This window comes from Salinispora sp. CH2A1_6, from assembly GCF_056820975.1.
The window spans coordinates 112,753-129,972 of sequence record NZ_JBXEDG010000008.1; the positions used below are offsets into that span (position 1 = coordinate 112,753).

Genomic DNA, 17,220 nt, shown 5'->3' on the forward strand with positions numbered 1-17,220 from the left:
CCTCCTGTACGGGAGCCTCGATGGCACCGGCGTCGCCGAGGACCTCGGATCCAGCCGACACCCGCCAATGTGATCCCGAGGTATGGCGCGGCGTGGCGGAACCTCGGCCAACTGATGATCGGGCCGGTGGTGGCGGCGGATCGTCGCGCTGCGGCGACGCTGATTGGTGATCTTGCCCGTGGCGCGGGAGGGTCCCTGCGGGTCGATCTGCTCGATCACGAAGGAGAGTTGCGTGACTGGGTGGAACGCGCCGGGGCCACGCTGCGAAGCAGCACCACGCCGCCCACGGGGCTGCGGGCACACCGCTTGCAGCCCCGTGGGCGGTTAGGTCGTCAGCCTCCGATGCGCTTCCAGTCGGAGAAGACATCATCGACACTGCTTTGGTTGGTACCCCAGATCCAGTTGTCGGCGGCCTTGCCATACACCGCGATCGTGCCGGTGACGGAGGCGATGGCCGATGGGTCACCGACAAACGTCGGCTGGTTGGCACCGACGGCCGTCCAACTGCCGAAGGCCCCGTCGATCGATTCCTGACTGACCCCGCTGATGCCATCGGCGGTGTTACGGACAAAGATGGCGGTGATGCCGTTGTCCGCGATCAGTGGTTGGGGCCTCGATGCGACACCGGCTCCAGAGACACCGATCCGAGACCACGCTCCGATGGCACCGCCCGGGGTGCTTTGCGACGCGCCCCAGACGTAGCCGTCGTTACCGGTGGCGTACACGGCGATCAGGTTACCGGGCGTGACGACGGCGCTCGGGGCGGTCTTGAAGCCGTCGGTGGGCTGATTGGCGCCGACGCTGCCCCAGCTGCCCATCGCTGCTCCCGGCGAGGGCTGGCCCACCCCACTGACCTTACCCGCGGTATTAGTCGCATAGATCACGATTGTGTCGTTAGGTGCGATTACCGCGTGTGGCTTGGAGGCGACGCCGGCCCCCGCCGTGCCGATCCTCTTCCAGGCGCCGAATGTGGAGCCCGGGCTGACCTGGCTACTGCCCCAGACGTGACCGTCGCTACCGGTGGCGTACACGGCCGTAATGCCCTCGGGCGTTGTCACCACTGTCGGGTCGCTGGCGAGGATGGGCTGGTTGGTGCCGACGATGCCCCAGTCACCAAAGGCTGCACCCGGCGATGGCTGCCCCACGCCGTAGATTTTGTTATCGCTACCCCGACCGTAGACAGCAGTGGCCTCGTTGCCGGTAACCGTGGCGGTCGGGGTACCGACGAAGTCACCACGGTCACCGATGCGGGTCCAGGGGCTGAACACCGCGCCAGCATTGCCCTGGCTACTGCTATAGATCCAGCCGTCGGTGCCGAGGCGGTACTGCGTCACGATTCCGTCCCTGGTCCGAACCAGTCCGAGATCGCCGGTCGTAGAGCTGATGTCATCAGCGCCCTCGACCGTGGCCACGGCGTCGCGAAACCAGCCCGACAGGTCGTCAAGCCGGGACTGGGTGGCTCCCTCGCGGGTCTCGACTTCCCCGAGGCAGCCTTTCTGCCAGGAAGTGTCGTTAATAGCAACGAGTTCAACACGGCCACCGCTGTCGCGGAACGCGGGCCCACCGGCGTCACCTTTGCAGATGGTGGCGTCTGCCGAGGCACCGACGACGTTGATGGCTGTCGCGGTGGCGTCCTGCACAGTAAACGATGCGGTGTGTAGTCGGCGGGGAATCCATTCGGTAGCCGTGCGGCCGTAGCCGTTCACCCGAAGCATTTCCCCGTGGGAAGGTTCCGCGGTGGCCCAGGCAATCGGCGCGATATCAGTGACCTCGGCGGCCAACCTGGCCAACAATACGTTGCGATCTGGGTGAGGAATCACTGAGGTGACGGCGAGTTGATGCCCGGTTGAGCTGGTCAAATCGGTACGTCCGACCAATACGCTTGTGGGCCTGGTGGGGGCACCGGCCACAACGGGCGCGGTCCCATCAGCGAAGCAGCCTTTGGCTGTTACCACCCAGCGGGCGTCAACCAGAGCGCCTGTACAGACGTGCAGGTCACCAAAAGCGACCTTCGCGGTGAACGGGTAGACACCGTCCGGCACCTCTCCCCCACCGGCGACCGCCCGCGCCGGTGCACCGGTTAGCAATCCGGCGACAAGTATGGCTAGGGAGAGCCCGCCACCCAGACGCATACGTCTACTTTGCAATGTCTTGCCCCTTTGAATCCAGTTCTAACCCGTAACCGAGATGGACGGGTAGCATACTAATCCCGCTAATACGACAGCGGGGTACTGGGTTGGTGTGGAAACGGGGGCAGGCACCGCCCACCATGGACGTGTGTGTGGACCGACCACGATGCAGTGGTGATTGCCGGATACAGGGTGGACGCCAGTGCCGGCGGGTATTATTCACGACTTCATCCTGACGCTCGGGCAGCCTTACGCAGGCCGCCGCCGCGCCATCAGTGTGTTACTTCGTCCGGGGTCTACTGGCACTGTTGCCGCCGAACAACTCCTGGACAGTCGAAGCACGTCGGTGACACGGTCCGGCCGGGATGCAGGACCTGCTAACCCGGGTGACGGGGGACGACGCCGAGGTCCGCGCTGATGCCCGTGAGTTCGTTGGCCACCATCTCGGTGATGCCGAGGCCGTACTGGTCATTGACGAGACGGGTGATCTGAAGAAGTGCCGACACACCGTCGGCGTGCAGCGGCAGTATTCGGGCACAACAGAGAAATCGAGATGGTCCCGTGCTGGAGCCTGCCGATTTCGCTCTTGAGCCAGATCAGTGATTTGAGTAGCAGGTCTCACACGGTTGTTGCCGAAGAACTCGGCACCCACCTCGATGAGGTCGGACCTACCGAGTTCGAGCTTCCCGATGTCACTTTGGGTGAGCGGCACACCCGTTCGGTGGCGGCCCTGTCCACGTCATCGCGGGGAAAGCTGCTGACCGACACCTTCTGGTCAGAGTTGTGGGCGGACTGGCGCGAGGCGGCCGGCTGGCCGAAGGAGGGAACCTTCGTCGGACAACCTGCAAGCAGGCGGAACAGGAGAGCTATACCCGGGAACCCGCCCGCCAGCGATGTCGCCCGCTGTGGCCCCCGCCGTCACCGGGCGGCAACCGGTCCCCTGCCTCAGCGACGCGCCGCTGTCTTCCTGCAGCACGGTGGAAGAGACGCGGACGTCGAGCGCGAACGGATCCATGATGTCCGCTCCACTTGCCGATGCCCGGAGGCGTCGCTGACGGGGTGGACCTGGCCTGGGAGGCGCGACCGCCCCACCGGCGTGGCCGCCGAGGCGGCCACGCCGACATTGTTCGGTGGACCGCTTAACGACCGCTGTACGTCACGATGTTTGAGCCTCCCCCGCCCGGACCGGCCGGCGGGGGCCCTTTCCCGGCGGCTAGCCTTGACGGCCGTGACTAGCACCATTCCTCGGAACGAGAGCAGACAGCAGCCCCACCCTCCGGTGACCCACCGCCGGGTGATCGCCCTGTCGCTCTGGATGGCCGCGTTTGCGATCTCCGCGGTCTTCCTCGGCGTACCGACCAGCGATCCGTTTCTCCTGCTCGGCTGGCTGTGGTTGGCGACGATCGCGTGGAACAGCCACCTGCCGTGGCGGAGTCACCTAGCATTTGTCCGGGACTGGGCGCCCGTCCTGCTCATCCTTTTGATCTACAACATCTCCCGGGGGTACGCGGACGGGCTGTTGGCGCCGCACGCCATCGAACTCGTCCGGGCTGATCAGTGGCTGTTCGGCTGGCTCCTCGGTGGTGATATCCCGACTGTCTGGTTGCAGCGCCACCTGTGGCAACCGGGGTCGGTGCAGTGGTGGGAAGTCGCGGTCTCGCTCATCTACTTCTCGCACTTCCTGGCGGTGCCGGCCGCCGCCGTGATGCTCTGGGTGCGGTCGAGACAGCGATGGAAGCGGTACATGTGGCGATGGATCGTGCTGACGCTTGCGGGTTTGGCCACCTATTTCGCCTACCCCGCGGCGCCCCCGTGGTGGGCAGCACAGCCGCAGCACGGCTCCCTCATCGCCCCGGTGGAGCGCATCTCCACAAACGGTTGGGAGGCGCTCGGGCTGCATAGCGCGGGCAATGTCCTCAACGCGATGCAGGTGGAGGCATCGAACCCAGTCGCCGCCATGCCGTCCCTGCACACCGCCTATGCGCTGCTGGTCATCGCGTTCTTCCTGCCGACCGTGCAGCGACGGTGGTGGCCACTACTGCTTGCGTACCCGTTGGCCATGGCTTTCACTCTGGTATACACCGCTGAGCACTACGTGATCGATATCCTGGCCGGCTGGGCCTATGTGGGGATCACCTTCATCGTCGTCGGCCGAGTGGAACGGTGGACCCGATCCCGCGATGAAGGGGAAGCCGAACAGGGACGGCCGGTCACGCCGGCCACCCCTGTTCGACAACAGTAACGGCTCGGTGCGCGGCTACAATACCGTCCGGCCCGTGAGAACTGCGACATGCGCTTTTGTAGGTCGGGTCCGGGTTCAATTCCGTCGGCGACGACATGGCGGAGTTCGCACGGGGGTTCGACGTGACCGCCCTGTACGTGCTGCACCCGCCGCCGCTCAGTCGACTCGCCGCTGACCTGGATCGGTTGCGCGAATTGGGCGTGGACCATGTGCGCGCCAAGGTATTCAAAGGCGTGTACGAGGGCGTCCGCTATCCGGAAGGCTACACCGACGAGCAGAAGGCGCTGATCCTGGCCAACTCCGGCGAGTACGTCTTCAGCCGGCCCTACCTCGACGGCATGCCGCAGGCGAAGCACATCTCGAACTGACCTCGCCCCTCAAGCGTCGGGTGCCGACAACAGGGACACGCGTACGGTTCGCCACCCGCTTCAGCCACTACAGATCGCTGGTCAACGTCTCGACGTACTGCTCAAACCACCTGGTACGGCTCGCGAGTTCTTCCACAGACGACCCCTCTTGCTTACCGGCGTGGTCGTCCATCAGCTGCACCTTCCGCTGTCGATCCAGTTCAAGAACCGAGCCCACTCGCACCCTAACCACTCTTCCGTCGCCTCCATTTGGAATTCGGCGTCACCATGTCCTTAAATATGAAAAACCATAGCCACCCAGCCTCGGTGCCACCACTCTGCGCATCGAGACCAACCTCCGCGTTGAATCGGCGACCATTCACAATCACTCGAATTATGCCAATGAACACCGACAAAAAGCACACCATAAACGCTAGGCGGAGGGCCGGTGCATCGGATGATGCTGCCAATGCAGCGCCAACGACAATGAAGCCGCCGAGAGCCGATCCAAACAACTGCCGCCGAGCAGCCACTAAGCCCGGGATAATGGGCTCTCACCATGGGAGGCCAAAGAGTATGGCCTGACCGGAAACCAGACCACCACCACAATGATACGCGTCATCCTCAACGAGATGGAAGTTTGCGAACAGCACGCCCACTTCGTAGAATCGGCGGGAAATTCTCGATGATTGGCGAAGGCAGTCAAAGCTAGGTAAAGTACGTGGCGGGGGGCGTGGATCATGCCCCCCGCGACAACGAAAGAACGCAAGGGAAATATGACAGACTTTAGTACCTCCGGCTGGATCGCTCTGTTTGGGAATCATCAAGCGAACGTCGAGGGCTGGGATCTGGTGACGCGAACAGCCCTGGTCGTCGATCCCGAGCAGGGGATCCTACGACCTGTTACCGAGTACCCAGACTTTCAGCGCTTGATTTATGCACATAGAGTAGTCAGCGCAATTCCGGCCACTCCCGGGTATCGAGTTCTTTGGCGCGACCCCCTTGCCGGCGTTGAGACGGAGGCAATCGTCGGCTGGCTGGTGACCGAACGCGGAGGCGCCGTACCTATAACGGCGGACGGTGCCCCAGCAGAGGAAGCCGAACTGATCCTCGAACCCGGCCAGGAGGTACCGCCACCCGACGCATGATGCATGAGGGCGACGGGCCGGCAGTGATCCGAGCGTCGGTGGGACACAGCCCGCACGTTGATGGCCTCGTCGTCCAACTGGCGGCTCGGCAGCACCCTGCGCGTCTGCGACGGCGACCTGGACACCTCCGCCCCCACGGCGTTCACCGAACAGACCATCCCGGCCGACGGCCTGGTCCTGCAGCCGGGGCTGCTCTATCTGGCGGTCACCACAAGCGGACCGCATCGGAGACGTTCGCGCATATACTCAACGGCGACCGTGACATCGGAGCCCTCGGCGGCTGGGTGCACGTCTCTGCACCGCTCGGCCACCAGGACCACGCGATCCGCTGGACCCTGGAGGTCCGCGCCGTCAAGCCGGTCCACATCTACGCGGGCATGACCTTCGGCAAGCTCTTCACCCGCCCGCCGGAGCGTGGATCGAACCGGACTGGCTGACGGATCGATTCGAGCGGCGGACCCGTAGGGCTGGGCTACCGCCGATCCGGCTGCATGACCTTCGTCATTTGGCCGCAACGATCGCCCTTGCGGCCGGTGTCGACCGGAAGGTGGTGCAGGACATACTGGGCCGCTCGTCCATCGGGCCCACGTCGGACGCCTACACCTCCGTCCTGCCGGAGGTGGCACGCGAAGCGGCGAAAGCGGCTGCCCGTCTGGTGCCTCGGCAGAAGCGCTCCCGGGCTCACACAAACCCGAAATTTCGGCCGACGCCGTTGGACAAGCCGCCTGAAGCGGCGGCTAACACCGCCCGTCTGGTGTCACGGCAATACACGCCCGGCTTACCTCGGGCTCACAACGGGCACATGCGAGCACAACAGTTCGACCGAAACTCATGAGGAAGATCCTCACGAAGCGCGATGCGCCTGTTCAGGACCTTGATCGCTGAGTGGGCCGGAGATACCACCATGCGAACCACAGTGCAACGATTGTCGGTGAGCCGCTTCCACTCAGGATGGCCGGCCAAGGGCGTCAGGCCGATGATCCTCGGGCGGCCGCCGTCAGGACGCGGCGAGCAGTCGGATCTCGCAGCGAATACCGCTGGCCTTGGCGAGCCGACCATCACCGGTCACGAGTGGGCAGGCCATCAACTCCGCCGCCGCGACGTAAGCCGCGTCGTACGCCGTGACATTGCCCCACATCTGCCACATCCGGTCAACCAGCATCGCGACGCCAACCTCGTCGATGACCAACGAAGGCAGGGCGTCGATCGCCTCCTGAGCCCGGGCAGGGCCGAGCCTCCCACCGAGGACCTTGCCTCTGATCACGGACATGACCTCGACCAGAAGATGACTCGGCGCGGCCCAGTGCGGATCTCCGGTCAGTTCCGCCCGCGCCGCGTCCCCGACCGGCCCATCATCGACCAGAGCGTCGGCCAGAACCGACGCATCCACGACGATCACGCGGCGCTTCCCCACGGTCCGCGCTGCTCCCGCTGGTCGTTCAACTCTGCGGCGCTCTCCCCCGGCAGAGAGCGAGCACCGTCGGATCTGCCGGCGAAACGATCAAGGGCCGCCGTGTTGCGCAGCCGTCGAGCCTGCGTCTCCACCAGTTCCAGCAGGTATGCCTGGAGTGACTGCCCGCGCGCCCTGGCCTGGGCTGCCAGGGCGTCTCGCACTTCTTCCGGCACGTCCCGAATCTGGAGAGCAACCATGCATTCATTATGCATGCAGCATCGCTCGCTCGCCGGAAAAGACTCGGACCCTCGATCAACTGGTTCGCATGACGACTGTGGTGCGGCCAAGAGCCGCAGGTCAGAGAAGTGTGGGCCGGAGGTACCACCATACGAACCACACCGCCACGGTCGCCGGTGACCCGCTACCACTGAGTTCCCAACTCACGCGGATCGGGTGGTGCTCGATGAACCCAGCCCGACCGACCAAACCGCCGGTGCGGTCCGCCCATGCGGATGAGATCAACCCGTTCCAACCCCTTCCCCAGCGAGGTTCAGGCCATCGAGCGGCGGCTTGGGCCGGGGAGCGGCCAGCGCGGTTGACGAGTCGGCGGCTGGGACGATCCCCCGCTCGTGAGACCAGCCAGGCGAGGGGCGGCGGCGGGGACCGCAGCACGGACCAGGGCGGTCAGGTGGTCGCGGGTCATTGGGAGTCCTGCTGGGGATGTGGGGCAGGGGACTATCCATCACGGCCTGAGGTGCCATTTGGGCATTTTCTTCGTGTTCATGCCTCTATGGGGTTTATGTCGATTTAACTCTATGTGGTTGCTACCGCCGACCTGGTAGCCGAGGAACACCGCCCTGGGTCTGCACCCCAGGTGGCTTGTCCCCTGTCCGTGACGGAGGAAGGACACCAAGGCCACATGAGCTATCCGCACCACACCCATGAACCTGACGCTGACCGGTTTGGTGGACGCCGGGCTAGGTCACGGTGGTGGGCCGTCGGACTGGCCGGCGTGACCGGCTTGGCCCTGACCACCGTGGGAGTCATCGCTATCCCCACCGCCGACGCTGCCGAACGCACCCTCGCCAGCGCCGATGACTGGCCCGGACAACCCGCCCGGGCCTCCACCGGCAGCCATCACGAGGAGGGCAAGCCCGACGACAAAGACAACGCGAAGGGGAAGGACGAAAAGGAGAATAAGAGTTCGAAGGGAATTACGGTCCCCTGCGACACGGACAAATTAATCGCGGCGATCACCCTCGCTAACGCCCGTGGCGGTGCCGTACTGGACCTCGCCAAAGACTGCACCTACCTCCTCACCTCCGATATCGCCGGCAGTGGCCTGCCCGCCATCACCACCCCCATCACTCTCAACGGTGGCAAGCACACTACCATCAAACGCGCCGCCGCCGTCGATCAATTCCGCATCCTCGCCGTCCGTGCCGGCGGCGACCTCACCCTCAACCGCCTGGAGACAACTGGCGGCCAGACCAACGAAAATGGCGGTGGAGTCCTCGTCGTAGCCGGCGGCCGACTGATCGCTAAAGACAGCTCAATCAATCACAACATCACCACGGCAGGAAATGGGGGCGGAATCTTCAGCATAGGCACCGCCATCTTCGAACAAACCACCGTCCGCAATAACACCGCCATCAGCGGCGGCGGTATCTACAACTCCTTCGGAGTACTGACCATCACCAAGTCGCAGGTGAAGACGAATGCCGCCAACAATAACACCGGCGGCGTCGCAAGTGTCGGCAGTCCCGCCGTAGTCACAATAGCGAAGAGCGTAATCGCCGGCAACAACTCTCAGGGGACAACCGGCGGCTTGCTGGTCAACGACGGAGTCGGCAGAGTTTACGACACCAAAATTACCGGAAACAACGCGGTCTCGTTCGGCGCAATATACAGCGACGGCGGCCAGCTCACCCTAAAAGAGGTCGATATCACAAATAATACCGCATCGAACGGATTCGCTGGTGGCCTATTTGTAGAAACCGATTCCACTGCCGTGATCGAAAAGGGCCTCATCAACGGAAACGTCTCCCTCACAAACTTTGGCGGTGGGGTATACAACCTTGGCGATTTGGTAATTCGCGACACCACGGTCGTAGGCAATCAAGCTGAAGAGGGTGGCGGCGTCTACAACTCTGGGGGCACAGCCACCCTGTTCAACACGCAGGTGGCCAAGAACGTCGCTGTTAGCGACGGTGGGGGCATCGTCAACAGCGGCGGCACCGTGAACCTGAGTACCGCCACCGGCACCGTTGTCATCAAGAACCGACCCAACAACTGCGTCAACGTTCCCGGCTGCGCCGGATAGCCATCCGAGCACATCGGATCCACGAGGGGTCTCGTTCCGCCGCTTGCCGGTAGGAGCGGGATCCCTCCACCGTTCCTACCGGGTTACCCCTTCCTGGGGTATCGGCGCCGGTGGCGTGGACGATCCTATCCACCCCACGTCGGTGGACGAGCCAGTCCACCGACTTCGTATCGGAGCTGGCCCGAGACGCTACGGAGCGTATGGGAGAGCGGCTGTTCGGAACGTCAGGTAACCCGCTGACGTGCCCCTTCATATCGATCACCTAAGAGGAGCTGGGATCAAAAATCTGCCCCGCCGGCGGTCACTGGTCGGGTCATGTTCGGTTGGGCTACTGACCGGTTACAAGTCGTCACCCTCATTCTTTAAGTTATCTGTGGCATAAGATACGAAAGTTCGTCAACGGCCTTGCCGGCAGAGAGCGGCGGTGGGGGTGATCCACCACGACCTAGTCGACGCGAACTGGAATAGCCATCAACCGTCGGCCGTCGGCGTCGCCCACCGGCACCGACCGGCGGCTCCGCTATGGGTCAGGATGCTTCCGGCGCGACGCAATGTCAGATTTAGCAGTGTCCGCCCTGCTATCCGCCTCAGCTGTTCAGATAATTCTTCAAAAGCTCCGAAGCAAGGTGTTCGCAGAATCTGACAGGAGCCGTTTTGGTAGTGCAGGGCACTTCTGGTTGCGAGAGCAACGTGCCGCGATGGCCGGTCACGTCACCGATCGCGGATCGCCGCGGCGGCTAAGGCGAGGAGTTCGTCGTCCGGGTGTTGGTGGACTGCAAGTTCGAGGACAGCTCTGGCTTCAGCGGGTTGCTCGGTGAGCGCTTCGGTGAGGGTGACGGCTGCGGCCACAAACTCACGCGCGACAGCTTCCTGGTGTCGTGCGAGCCACGGGTATCCAGTGTTGGCGGCGAGGGGTCCGCAGTAGGTGGTGACCGCGTGGTGCAGGGCGGCGACGTTGGCTACGGGTTCGGTGACCCTTTTCGCGGCGGTGACGGCGTCGCGCATGGTCCACAGGTCTACGTCGAAGACGTCGCGGTTGAGGGTGTAGCGGTGCCGCTTTAGCCGCAGGTATGCGGCGCTCCCGCCGACTGAGCGAAAGACCTGGCGCAGGTTGTAGGTGTAGGTGTGCAGCCGCTGGGTTGCCAACCGGTGCGGTGGCTCGGGTAGGAGGTCGTCGAGGACCTCGTTTTGGTGGGCCGTGCCTCCTTGGACGATGAGGTAGACGAGGAACTCCAGGGCCTGGGGGCGGAGGTGTTGGCCGGCGGGGACCCCGAGGATGGTCGGTGGGCCGAGCACGCGGACACGCACCCGATGCGCTCCGGCATCGGCTTCTTCTTTGGCCGGTCGGTGCGTCGGGTGGCCTCCGGGTGGGTCAGCGCCGACTACAGGGGCAGTCCCGGGTGAATTCCCGGGTTCGGCGTCGTTCATCGATGAGATCAGCCAGAAACCCTGACCAGAGAGGAGGCAATTTCAAGGGCGCACCCCCAGGAGAGGGTGACGCCGGCTCCGCCGTGTCCGTAGTTGTGGATCACCTTGGTGCCGTCGATTCGACGCTCTTCGACGCGTACGTATGGTCGGGTGGGCCGTAGGCCGACTCGGTGCTCGATGACCCGGGCCCTACGAAGGCGCGGTTCGATCTCGGCACAGCGTGCGACGATCGCCGCGGCGATGTCCGGATCGGGCTGCGGGTTCCACGCGTCGGGTTGGGCGGTGCCGCCGAGGACCAGTGTCTCGCCCTGCGGATAGAAGTGCAGCAGGTCCGGTGAGAGCCCGGTGTCTTCGGAGAAAAACTCGGTGATGCCCGGGTTCTCGACCACGACGAGCTGCCCGCGGATCGGGGCCAGGTCGGGGTCGGGTACGAGGTCGTGGGCGCCTATCCCGGTGCAGTTGACGACCACTGGGGCGACATCAACGGTCTCATCGAGTGAGTCGACCCGGCGGATCGCGATCTCGCCGCCAGCTTTCCGGAGCCGCTCTCGCAGGTAGCCAAGGTAGACCGGCATGTCGACCAGCGGAGCCGTGTAGCGCCACCCGGTGGCGAAGCCGTCCGGCAACTCGTCCGGCTCACACATCCTGAATCCATCAAGCTCGTTTCCCCACTCCGGCGGTTCGACCGGCTTGCGGGACGCCTCGACGCCGGAGACGAGCCGTACACCGGTCACCGTGTCGGTCGCGAGTTGCCGCAGGACGTCAAGCGTCTGGGCGCTCCAGACCCGCACCCGGCCGACAGGTTCGACGAGGTACGGACCCCACATCGCCCCGGCCGCGTACGAGGTGGTCCGCTCGGGTGACTCGGCTGCCCAGATCTGGACCCGCAGCCCGGCTTCGGCGAGGCAGATGGCGGTGGTGAGGCCGGATACGCCAGCGCCGACGACCAGAGCGTCAAGATCGGTGCTCGTCATCGTTTGACCGTAGTGTCAGGCCGGTTGGTGCGCCAGTGCCTTCTCAAGGTCGGGGAGCACGTCGGCGACGCTCTGGTTCCGCTTCCGTCGGCGGAACTCCTGCTCGAGGGCAACGAGGAGTGCGGTGCTGCGGGGTGAGCGGACCTGCTCGAGCCGGGGTAGGGCCATCCTGGTCACGGCGCAGGCATCCTCGAGTTTGCCGTGGGCGGTGTAGCCGAGGGCGAGCCAGGCGCCTTCGTAGAGGGCTCGCCGCTGGTAGGGAGCGTCTGGTGGGCGGGCGTAGGCACCGGTGCGTAGGAGCGCCCCGCCTTTGCGAAGCAGGGCCCGCCCCTCAGCTCCGCTGCCACCGGCCACAATCTGTCGACCGGCGAGGATCATCGCGTAGCCGGCCTGGCAGTCGAGGTGGTTCGGGGTCAGGTAGTACATCCACTCCGGTTCGCGGTCGGGATGCCGCTTCGCGAGTTGGTCCCGGGCTTCGGCCCAGGTGCGCTCGCACTGCTCGACGTCTCCGGCTACGGCCTGGGCGTACGCGAGGCGGGACAGCACAGACGCTTGGACGCTGGCGGCGGACCGGCCGACGACCCGGCGGGCGGCGTCGCCGAGGCGCAGGCCGTCGTCGGCGTCGCCGAGAGAGGCGGCCTGGAAGGACAGGTCAGCGAGGATGTGTCCTTCCATGGATCGGTATCCAGCGTCGTGTGCGGACCGTAGTCCGGTGAAGAAGTACCGCTGGGCCAGTCCTTGCTGTCCGGCGTCGAACGCCTTCCAGCCAGCGAGTTGGGCGAGGTCGGCGAGGGCAACCAAGAGTCGGCGGATCGTGGCGTCCGTATGGCCGCCATCGCGGAGTACGAGCAGGACCGCGCGAACCTGGGCGCCGACGTAGCCAAGGCCGGATGCGCCGCCGCGCTCGTCGTCGAGTAGCTGTAGGCGCGGCACGCTGGCTTCGATCTGGTCGACGAGCGGGTCGTCTGGTGTCGCGGCCGGAAGCATGGTCCCGTCCGCCGGAAGGTGTACGTCGAGGTAGATGTTGACGGCCTGGGCGAGAGCGGTCCCGGAGACGGAGAGGAACATCCTTCGGTCCACCAGTCCTCCCAACAGCCAGTCCTCGGCGACCAGCATGGTGTTCGTGAGTGTCCACGGCCCGTCCAGGCCGGTGCTGGCGGCCATGACCAGGGTGCCATCCGCCGTGTCGGGTTGCCCGTGCCAAAGGTCCCCTGCGGTCACGATGCGGCCGAGGCGGCGGGAGATGACGTACGCGCTCAGCGCTGGCAGCGGTGGGCGGGGGATGCCGCCCGCGTCGCGCCAGTGGTATGGCGCGGTTGCGGCGAGTGTGCCGGGCCCGAAGAGTCGGTTGATCTCCCGGGCGAGGGTACGTGGGGTGAGGCCGGCTTCGGTCATGTGCGCGGCGAGGGTCTGGTTGGTGCGGTCAGGTGGAGATCCCATCGGCTCCTCCGGAGGGTCAACCAGGAGTACCGCGAAGGTACCGGATCGTGCTGGCCACCGGGGTCGGCGAATTGACGCTCTTGACGGTTCCATCCACTGCCCGAGCGGTGCCGGTTCGCGGTCTGCTGGGTGCGTCCCCGCCGGCGTACCGCCAGGAGGGCTGCGCCGGCGGGTGAAACCCGACGGGCGAGCGGAGGACCTGATGCGTACTTCGGCGATGACCCAGGCCAAACCTCCATGGGACTGGGAGTTCGACTGGCACCTCACGAACCGCTGCAACTTCTTCTGCGAGTACTGCCATCCGCAGATCCGCTACGTACTCAACCGCAGCCACCTCGACGAACCGGCTCCGGAGTTGGTGGTCCGGCGCTTCGACGAGTTGAACAGGGTCTGCCTGGTGCACATGTCCGGCGGGGAGCCCTTCATGTTCCCCGGCTTCGTCGAGCTGTGCCGGGGTCTGGCCGGTAACCACTTCGTCAGCGTCAACACCAACCTTGCCTCCGACGACGTGGCGGAGTTCGCTGAGCGTGTCCCGGCCGCCCGGGTGGCGAAGATCGTCGCCGCGATACACCAGCCCGAGCGCGAGCTTCGGGGGCTGGAACTCGACACCTACGCCCGCAACTACCTGATCCTGCGACGCGGCGGGTTCGACGTGAACGCCCTGTACGTGCTGTACCCGCCGCTGCTCAGTCGACTCGCCGCTGACCTGGATCAGTTGCGCGAATTGGGCGTGGACCATGTGCGCGCCAAGGTGTTCAAAGGCGTGTACGAGGGCGTCCGCTATCCGGAGGGCTACACCGACGAGCAGAAGGCGCTGATCCTGGCCAACTCCGGCGAGTACGTCTTCAACCGGCCCTACCTCGACGGCATGCTCTCCTTCCGGGGCCAGGCATGTACCGCCGGTGTCACCTCGTTCAAGGTCACCGTCACCGGTGACGTGCGCCGATGCGCTTCCGTGCCGACCGGCTACGGAAACCTCTACGACGGCACCTTCCGGCCCGCCGATGTCAACGAACCCTGCCCCGCCAAGCGGGTGCTGGTTCTCTCGCAGTGCCTGTCCTACCTCGTTGAACCTCCGATCCGCCCCGACCAGGGCGTCGACCCAGGCGATCTCTGACCCGAAGGGCATCCCACATGCAGATCTCGATCCGTCATGCCTGCGTCGACCCGGACGACCAGCCGTTCGACGTCGCCGAACGAAAGGGCGTCGGCCATCCGGACAGCCTTGCCGACCTGCTCGCAGACGCCTTCTCCCAGCGCTACTCCTCCTGGTGCCTGCGCGAGTTCGGCGCCATCCCCAACCACTGGGTGGACAAGGTCAACCTCGTCGGCGCCGCCGCCGATGTCCGCTTTGGTGGCTTCGACATCCTCAAGCCGGCAGACTGCTACCTCTTCGGGAAGATCACCGATCGGGTCGGCGCCACGCAGGTGCCGATCGAGGAGATCTTCCGGTCCGTGGTCCTCGATGTACTACCGGCCGCGCTGGGCGACCGCCGGATCCTCGAACACCTCCGCCTGCACATCAACAACACCCGTGGCACCGCCGTTGACCACGACCCGAAGTTCTACCGCCCCGACACGGCATCGGCCATCAACGCCGTGCTCGCGACGGAGTCAGTCGCCAACGACACCGTGGTCTGTGTCGGCACCAGCCGCCGCGGCCTCGCCGCCGATCTCGCGATACGGCTGGAACGGCGACTCACCGACGAGGGATTCCGACGGGTCGTACCCGCTGCCGGAACCGACGTGAAAGTCATGGTGGTCCGGATCAATTCGGCGCTGGAAGTCACCGCTGCCGTGCCGTTCCATCCCGAGCTGGTCGACTCCTGGCCGGCATACCGGGCAGCGCTCGCCGAGGCTCAAAGCGCCGCCTCCGCCGAGCTGAAGTCCCTGCTCGACCAGGAGCCCCGAGCCTGGAACACGACCAGCCTGTCGCTGCACCTCAACACAAAGGATCTGCCGGGTCGCGGATACCTGGCACCGTTCGGCACCTCGCTCGGCAAGGGCGACTGCGGCGCGGTCGGACGGGGCAACCGGTACAGCGGGGTCATCGAGCCGCTTCGTCCGGCGAGCGGCGAAGCACCCGCCGGCAAGAACCCGGTCCACCACGCGGGCAAGATCTACACCGCGCTCGCCGCCGAGGCCGCCGAGCGAATGCTGGCCGAAACCTCGGCGTATGCCGAGGTCACGATCACCGCACGCAACGGTGGCCAGCTCGATGACCCGGCGCACGTCCTGGTCTCGGTGGACCGCGAGGTCGACGCCACCACCGTGACTGAGATCGAAGAAGTGGTGCGCCGCGCCGTCGCCGGGGCCTCCACCTTCGCTGCCCGTTTTCTCGCCGCCGAACCGCTGGCCCGGTTCCGCAACGGAGTACCGCTATGACGACGAAAACGTTGTCCGAGGTGCACCAACGGCACATCGCCGCCCTACGCGACCAGCCCGCGGTCGTCGATTCCGAAGGCCTCCGCGTTGGCTCGCAGTACGTGATGTTCTTCGCTGAGGCTGAGCTGATGCGCGAGCACGTCACCCGACTCACCGAGGGGTTCGCCCGCCCCAACGTCCTGGAGGTCGGACTCGGGCTCGGTGTGTTCGCCACCCAGCTGTCGAAACGAGAAATCGGCTCGTACACGGCGATTGAACCGCACCCTGGTGTGGCGCTGATGGCACGCACACGGGTGATCGACACTCTCGACGCGCCGGCGCGGGTGTACATCGACCCGTGGCAGCTCGTGACGCTGCCAACTGGCGTCTTCGACGCGATCATGTACGACACCTGGCCGCCGGACGGCCACGCTGACTCCGACTTCACCGAGTTCGTCGTTGACGTCGCGGTGCGCTGCCTCCGCCCAGGTGGTCGGTTCAGCTTCTTCCACAGCGGCACCTCGATCGGTCCGGCCCGCCGGAATGTTCTCGACCGGTACTTCGCGCAGTGGACCGCCTACCCGCGCACCATGCCCGCCGAGCAGACCCCAAACCACTGGACCAAACCGAGCCGTGAATTCCTGATCCCGATCGCCACGAAAGGCGGTGCCCGATGACCTCGCCGCTCGCTTCGGCGGTTTCCGCGCAGCAGATCGACCGGTTCGCCGCACACGGATACCTCGTCCTGCCGGGCCTGATCCCACCCACCACGATCCAGGACTTCCGCGTCGAGGCTGACGCCCTCCTCGGTGACCGGCTCGCCAAGATGGTGGCGGCCAGGACGCGCGACCCGCGGGTCACCTGGTGGCGCCTCGCCAACGGCAAGCCGTATGTGCTCAAGGTCAAGCCCGTGGTCGACCTATCTCCGGTTGTGACGGCGGTGGCCGACAGTCCCACGCTGCTCGCCGTCGTCACCGACCTGCTCGGCGCGGCCCCGAAGCTGGTGGACAACAAGCTGATGTACAAGCAGACCGTCGACCTCACCGCCGGATGGGCAGCGCTACCGGTGCTCGGTGAAGCGGTCCGTAAGCACACCGACGCCGCCTACTACGCAACCCGGGGCTACCGACGGGTGGTGACCGTCGCCGTCTGCCTCGACCGGTGCACCGAAACAGCCGGCGCGCTCCGTGTCTGGCCCGGCAGCCACCGCGACACCATCGAGATGATCCCGACCGCCTGCCAGGGACCCGTCGTACCCGATACCGTCGCGCCCGACACGGCGGCCGTCACCCTGGTCGCCGCACCCGGAACGGTTCTGGTCTGGGATGCGGCCCTGGTCCATGCCAGCGGGCCAAACACCTCCGGTCATCCACGCCGACTACTCGTGCTCGGCTACAGCCCCACCAGCCCGGGCGACGGGGAACGCCAATGA

At 65.5% G+C, this 17,220-nt stretch carries 14 protein-coding genes and 3 pseudogenes; 11 read left to right on the forward strand and 6 right to left on the reverse strand.

What is annotated here, in order from left to right:
- Positions 1-81: 81 nt before the first annotated feature.
- Positions 82-279, forward strand: a pseudogene (locus AC1UKG_RS13240) (GNAT family N-acetyltransferase); the annotation flags it as partial.
- A 53-nt stretch (positions 280-332) separates the two neighbouring features.
- Here AC1UKG_RS13240 and AC1UKG_RS13245 read toward each other — a convergent pair.
- Positions 333-2,132: a trypsin-like serine protease gene (locus tag AC1UKG_RS13245; RefSeq protein WP_482641788.1), complete on the reverse strand. Its 1,800-nt coding sequence runs from the start codon at positions 2,130-2,132 to the stop codon at positions 333-335.
- A 171-nt stretch (positions 2,133-2,303) separates the two neighbouring features.
- On the opposite strand from AC1UKG_RS13245, the pseudogene AC1UKG_RS13250 reads away from it, so the two are divergent.
- From AC1UKG_RS13250 to AC1UKG_RS13270, 5 genes and pseudogenes are all read left to right on the forward strand, one after another.
- A pseudogene (locus tag AC1UKG_RS13250) lies at positions 2,304-2,677 on the forward strand (transposase); the annotation flags it as partial.
- 731 nt (positions 2,678-3,408) lie between these two features.
- Positions 3,409-4,371, forward strand: coding sequence for a phosphatase PAP2 family protein (locus tag AC1UKG_RS13255; RefSeq protein ID WP_018814993.1), 963 nt, complete (start codon positions 3,409-3,411; stop codon positions 4,369-4,371).
- 113 nt (positions 4,372-4,484) lie between these two features.
- Positions 4,485-4,712, forward strand: a pseudogene (locus AC1UKG_RS13260) (radical SAM protein); the annotation flags it as partial.
- A 1,438-nt stretch (positions 4,713-6,150) separates the two neighbouring features.
- On the forward strand, positions 6,151-6,303 hold the full coding sequence (locus AC1UKG_RS13265) for a hypothetical protein (protein ID WP_196233698.1): 153 nt from the start codon (positions 6,151-6,153) through the stop codon (positions 6,301-6,303).
- 50 nt (positions 6,304-6,353) lie between these two features.
- A complete protein-coding gene (locus AC1UKG_RS13270) occupies positions 6,354-6,701 on the forward strand; it encodes a hypothetical protein (RefSeq protein WP_482641920.1) in 348 nt (115 codons plus the stop codon).
- Between the two features lie 162 nt (positions 6,702-6,863).
- Here AC1UKG_RS13270 and AC1UKG_RS13275 read toward each other — a convergent pair whose 3' ends face one another.
- Entirely contained in the window at positions 6,864-7,280 is a 417-nt protein-coding gene (locus AC1UKG_RS13275) for a type II toxin-antitoxin system VapC family toxin (RefSeq protein ID WP_482643201.1), read from the reverse strand.
- Positions 7,262-7,516, reverse strand: coding sequence for a FitA-like ribbon-helix-helix domain-containing protein (locus tag AC1UKG_RS13280; RefSeq protein WP_018729706.1), 255 nt, complete (start codon positions 7,514-7,516; stop codon positions 7,262-7,264). Before AC1UKG_RS13280 ends, AC1UKG_RS13275 begins: the two co-directional genes overlap by 19 nt.
- Positions 7,517-8,178: 662 nt before the next feature.
- Here AC1UKG_RS13280 and AC1UKG_RS13285 point away from each other — a divergent pair.
- Positions 8,179-9,582, forward strand: coding sequence for an autotransporter outer membrane beta-barrel domain-containing protein (locus AC1UKG_RS13285; RefSeq protein ID WP_482641790.1), 1,404 nt, complete (start codon positions 8,179-8,181; stop codon positions 9,580-9,582).
- Between the two features lie 711 nt (positions 9,583-10,293).
- Here the strand turns inward: AC1UKG_RS13285 and AC1UKG_RS13290 are convergent.
- The 3 genes from AC1UKG_RS13290 to AC1UKG_RS13300 all read right to left on the reverse strand — a co-directional run bounded on the left by AC1UKG_RS13290 (position 10,294) and on the right by AC1UKG_RS13300 (position 13,424).
- Positions 10,294-10,890, reverse strand: a complete 597-nt coding sequence (locus tag AC1UKG_RS13290) for an AfsR/SARP family transcriptional regulator (protein WP_482641791.1) — start codon at positions 10,888-10,890, stop codon at positions 10,294-10,296.
- Positions 10,891-11,018: 128 nt separating this feature from the next.
- Positions 11,019-11,984, reverse strand: coding sequence for an FAD-dependent oxidoreductase (locus AC1UKG_RS13295; protein WP_482641792.1), 966 nt, complete (start codon positions 11,982-11,984; stop codon positions 11,019-11,021).
- A gap of 15 nt (positions 11,985-11,999) precedes the next feature.
- Positions 12,000-13,424, reverse strand: a complete 1,425-nt coding sequence (locus tag AC1UKG_RS13300) for an NsdA family TPR-like regulatory protein (RefSeq protein ID WP_482641793.1) — start codon at positions 13,422-13,424, stop codon at positions 12,000-12,002.
- Positions 13,425-13,641: 217 nt separating this feature from the next.
- Between AC1UKG_RS13300 and AC1UKG_RS13305 the strand changes: the two genes are divergently transcribed.
- From AC1UKG_RS13305 to AC1UKG_RS13320, 4 genes are read left to right on the forward strand one after another with little or no spacing between them, the layout of a single operon-like run.
- Complete coding sequence (locus AC1UKG_RS13305) at positions 13,642-14,541, forward strand: radical SAM protein (RefSeq protein WP_482641921.1); 900 nt, start codon at positions 13,642-13,644, stop codon at positions 14,539-14,541.
- A 17-nt stretch (positions 14,542-14,558) separates the two neighbouring features.
- A complete protein-coding gene (locus AC1UKG_RS13310) occupies positions 14,559-15,809 on the forward strand; it encodes a methionine adenosyltransferase (RefSeq protein ID WP_482641794.1) in 1,251 nt (416 codons plus the stop codon).
- On the forward strand, positions 15,806-16,465 hold the full coding sequence (locus tag AC1UKG_RS13315) for a class I SAM-dependent methyltransferase (protein WP_482641795.1): 660 nt from the start codon (positions 15,806-15,808) through the stop codon (positions 16,463-16,465). The genes AC1UKG_RS13310 and AC1UKG_RS13315 overlap by 4 nt, the downstream gene beginning before the upstream one ends.
- Positions 16,462-17,220, forward strand: a complete 759-nt coding sequence (locus tag AC1UKG_RS13320) for a phytanoyl-CoA dioxygenase family protein (protein ID WP_482641796.1) — start codon at positions 16,462-16,464, stop codon at positions 17,218-17,220. The genes AC1UKG_RS13315 and AC1UKG_RS13320 overlap by 4 nt, the downstream gene beginning before the upstream one ends.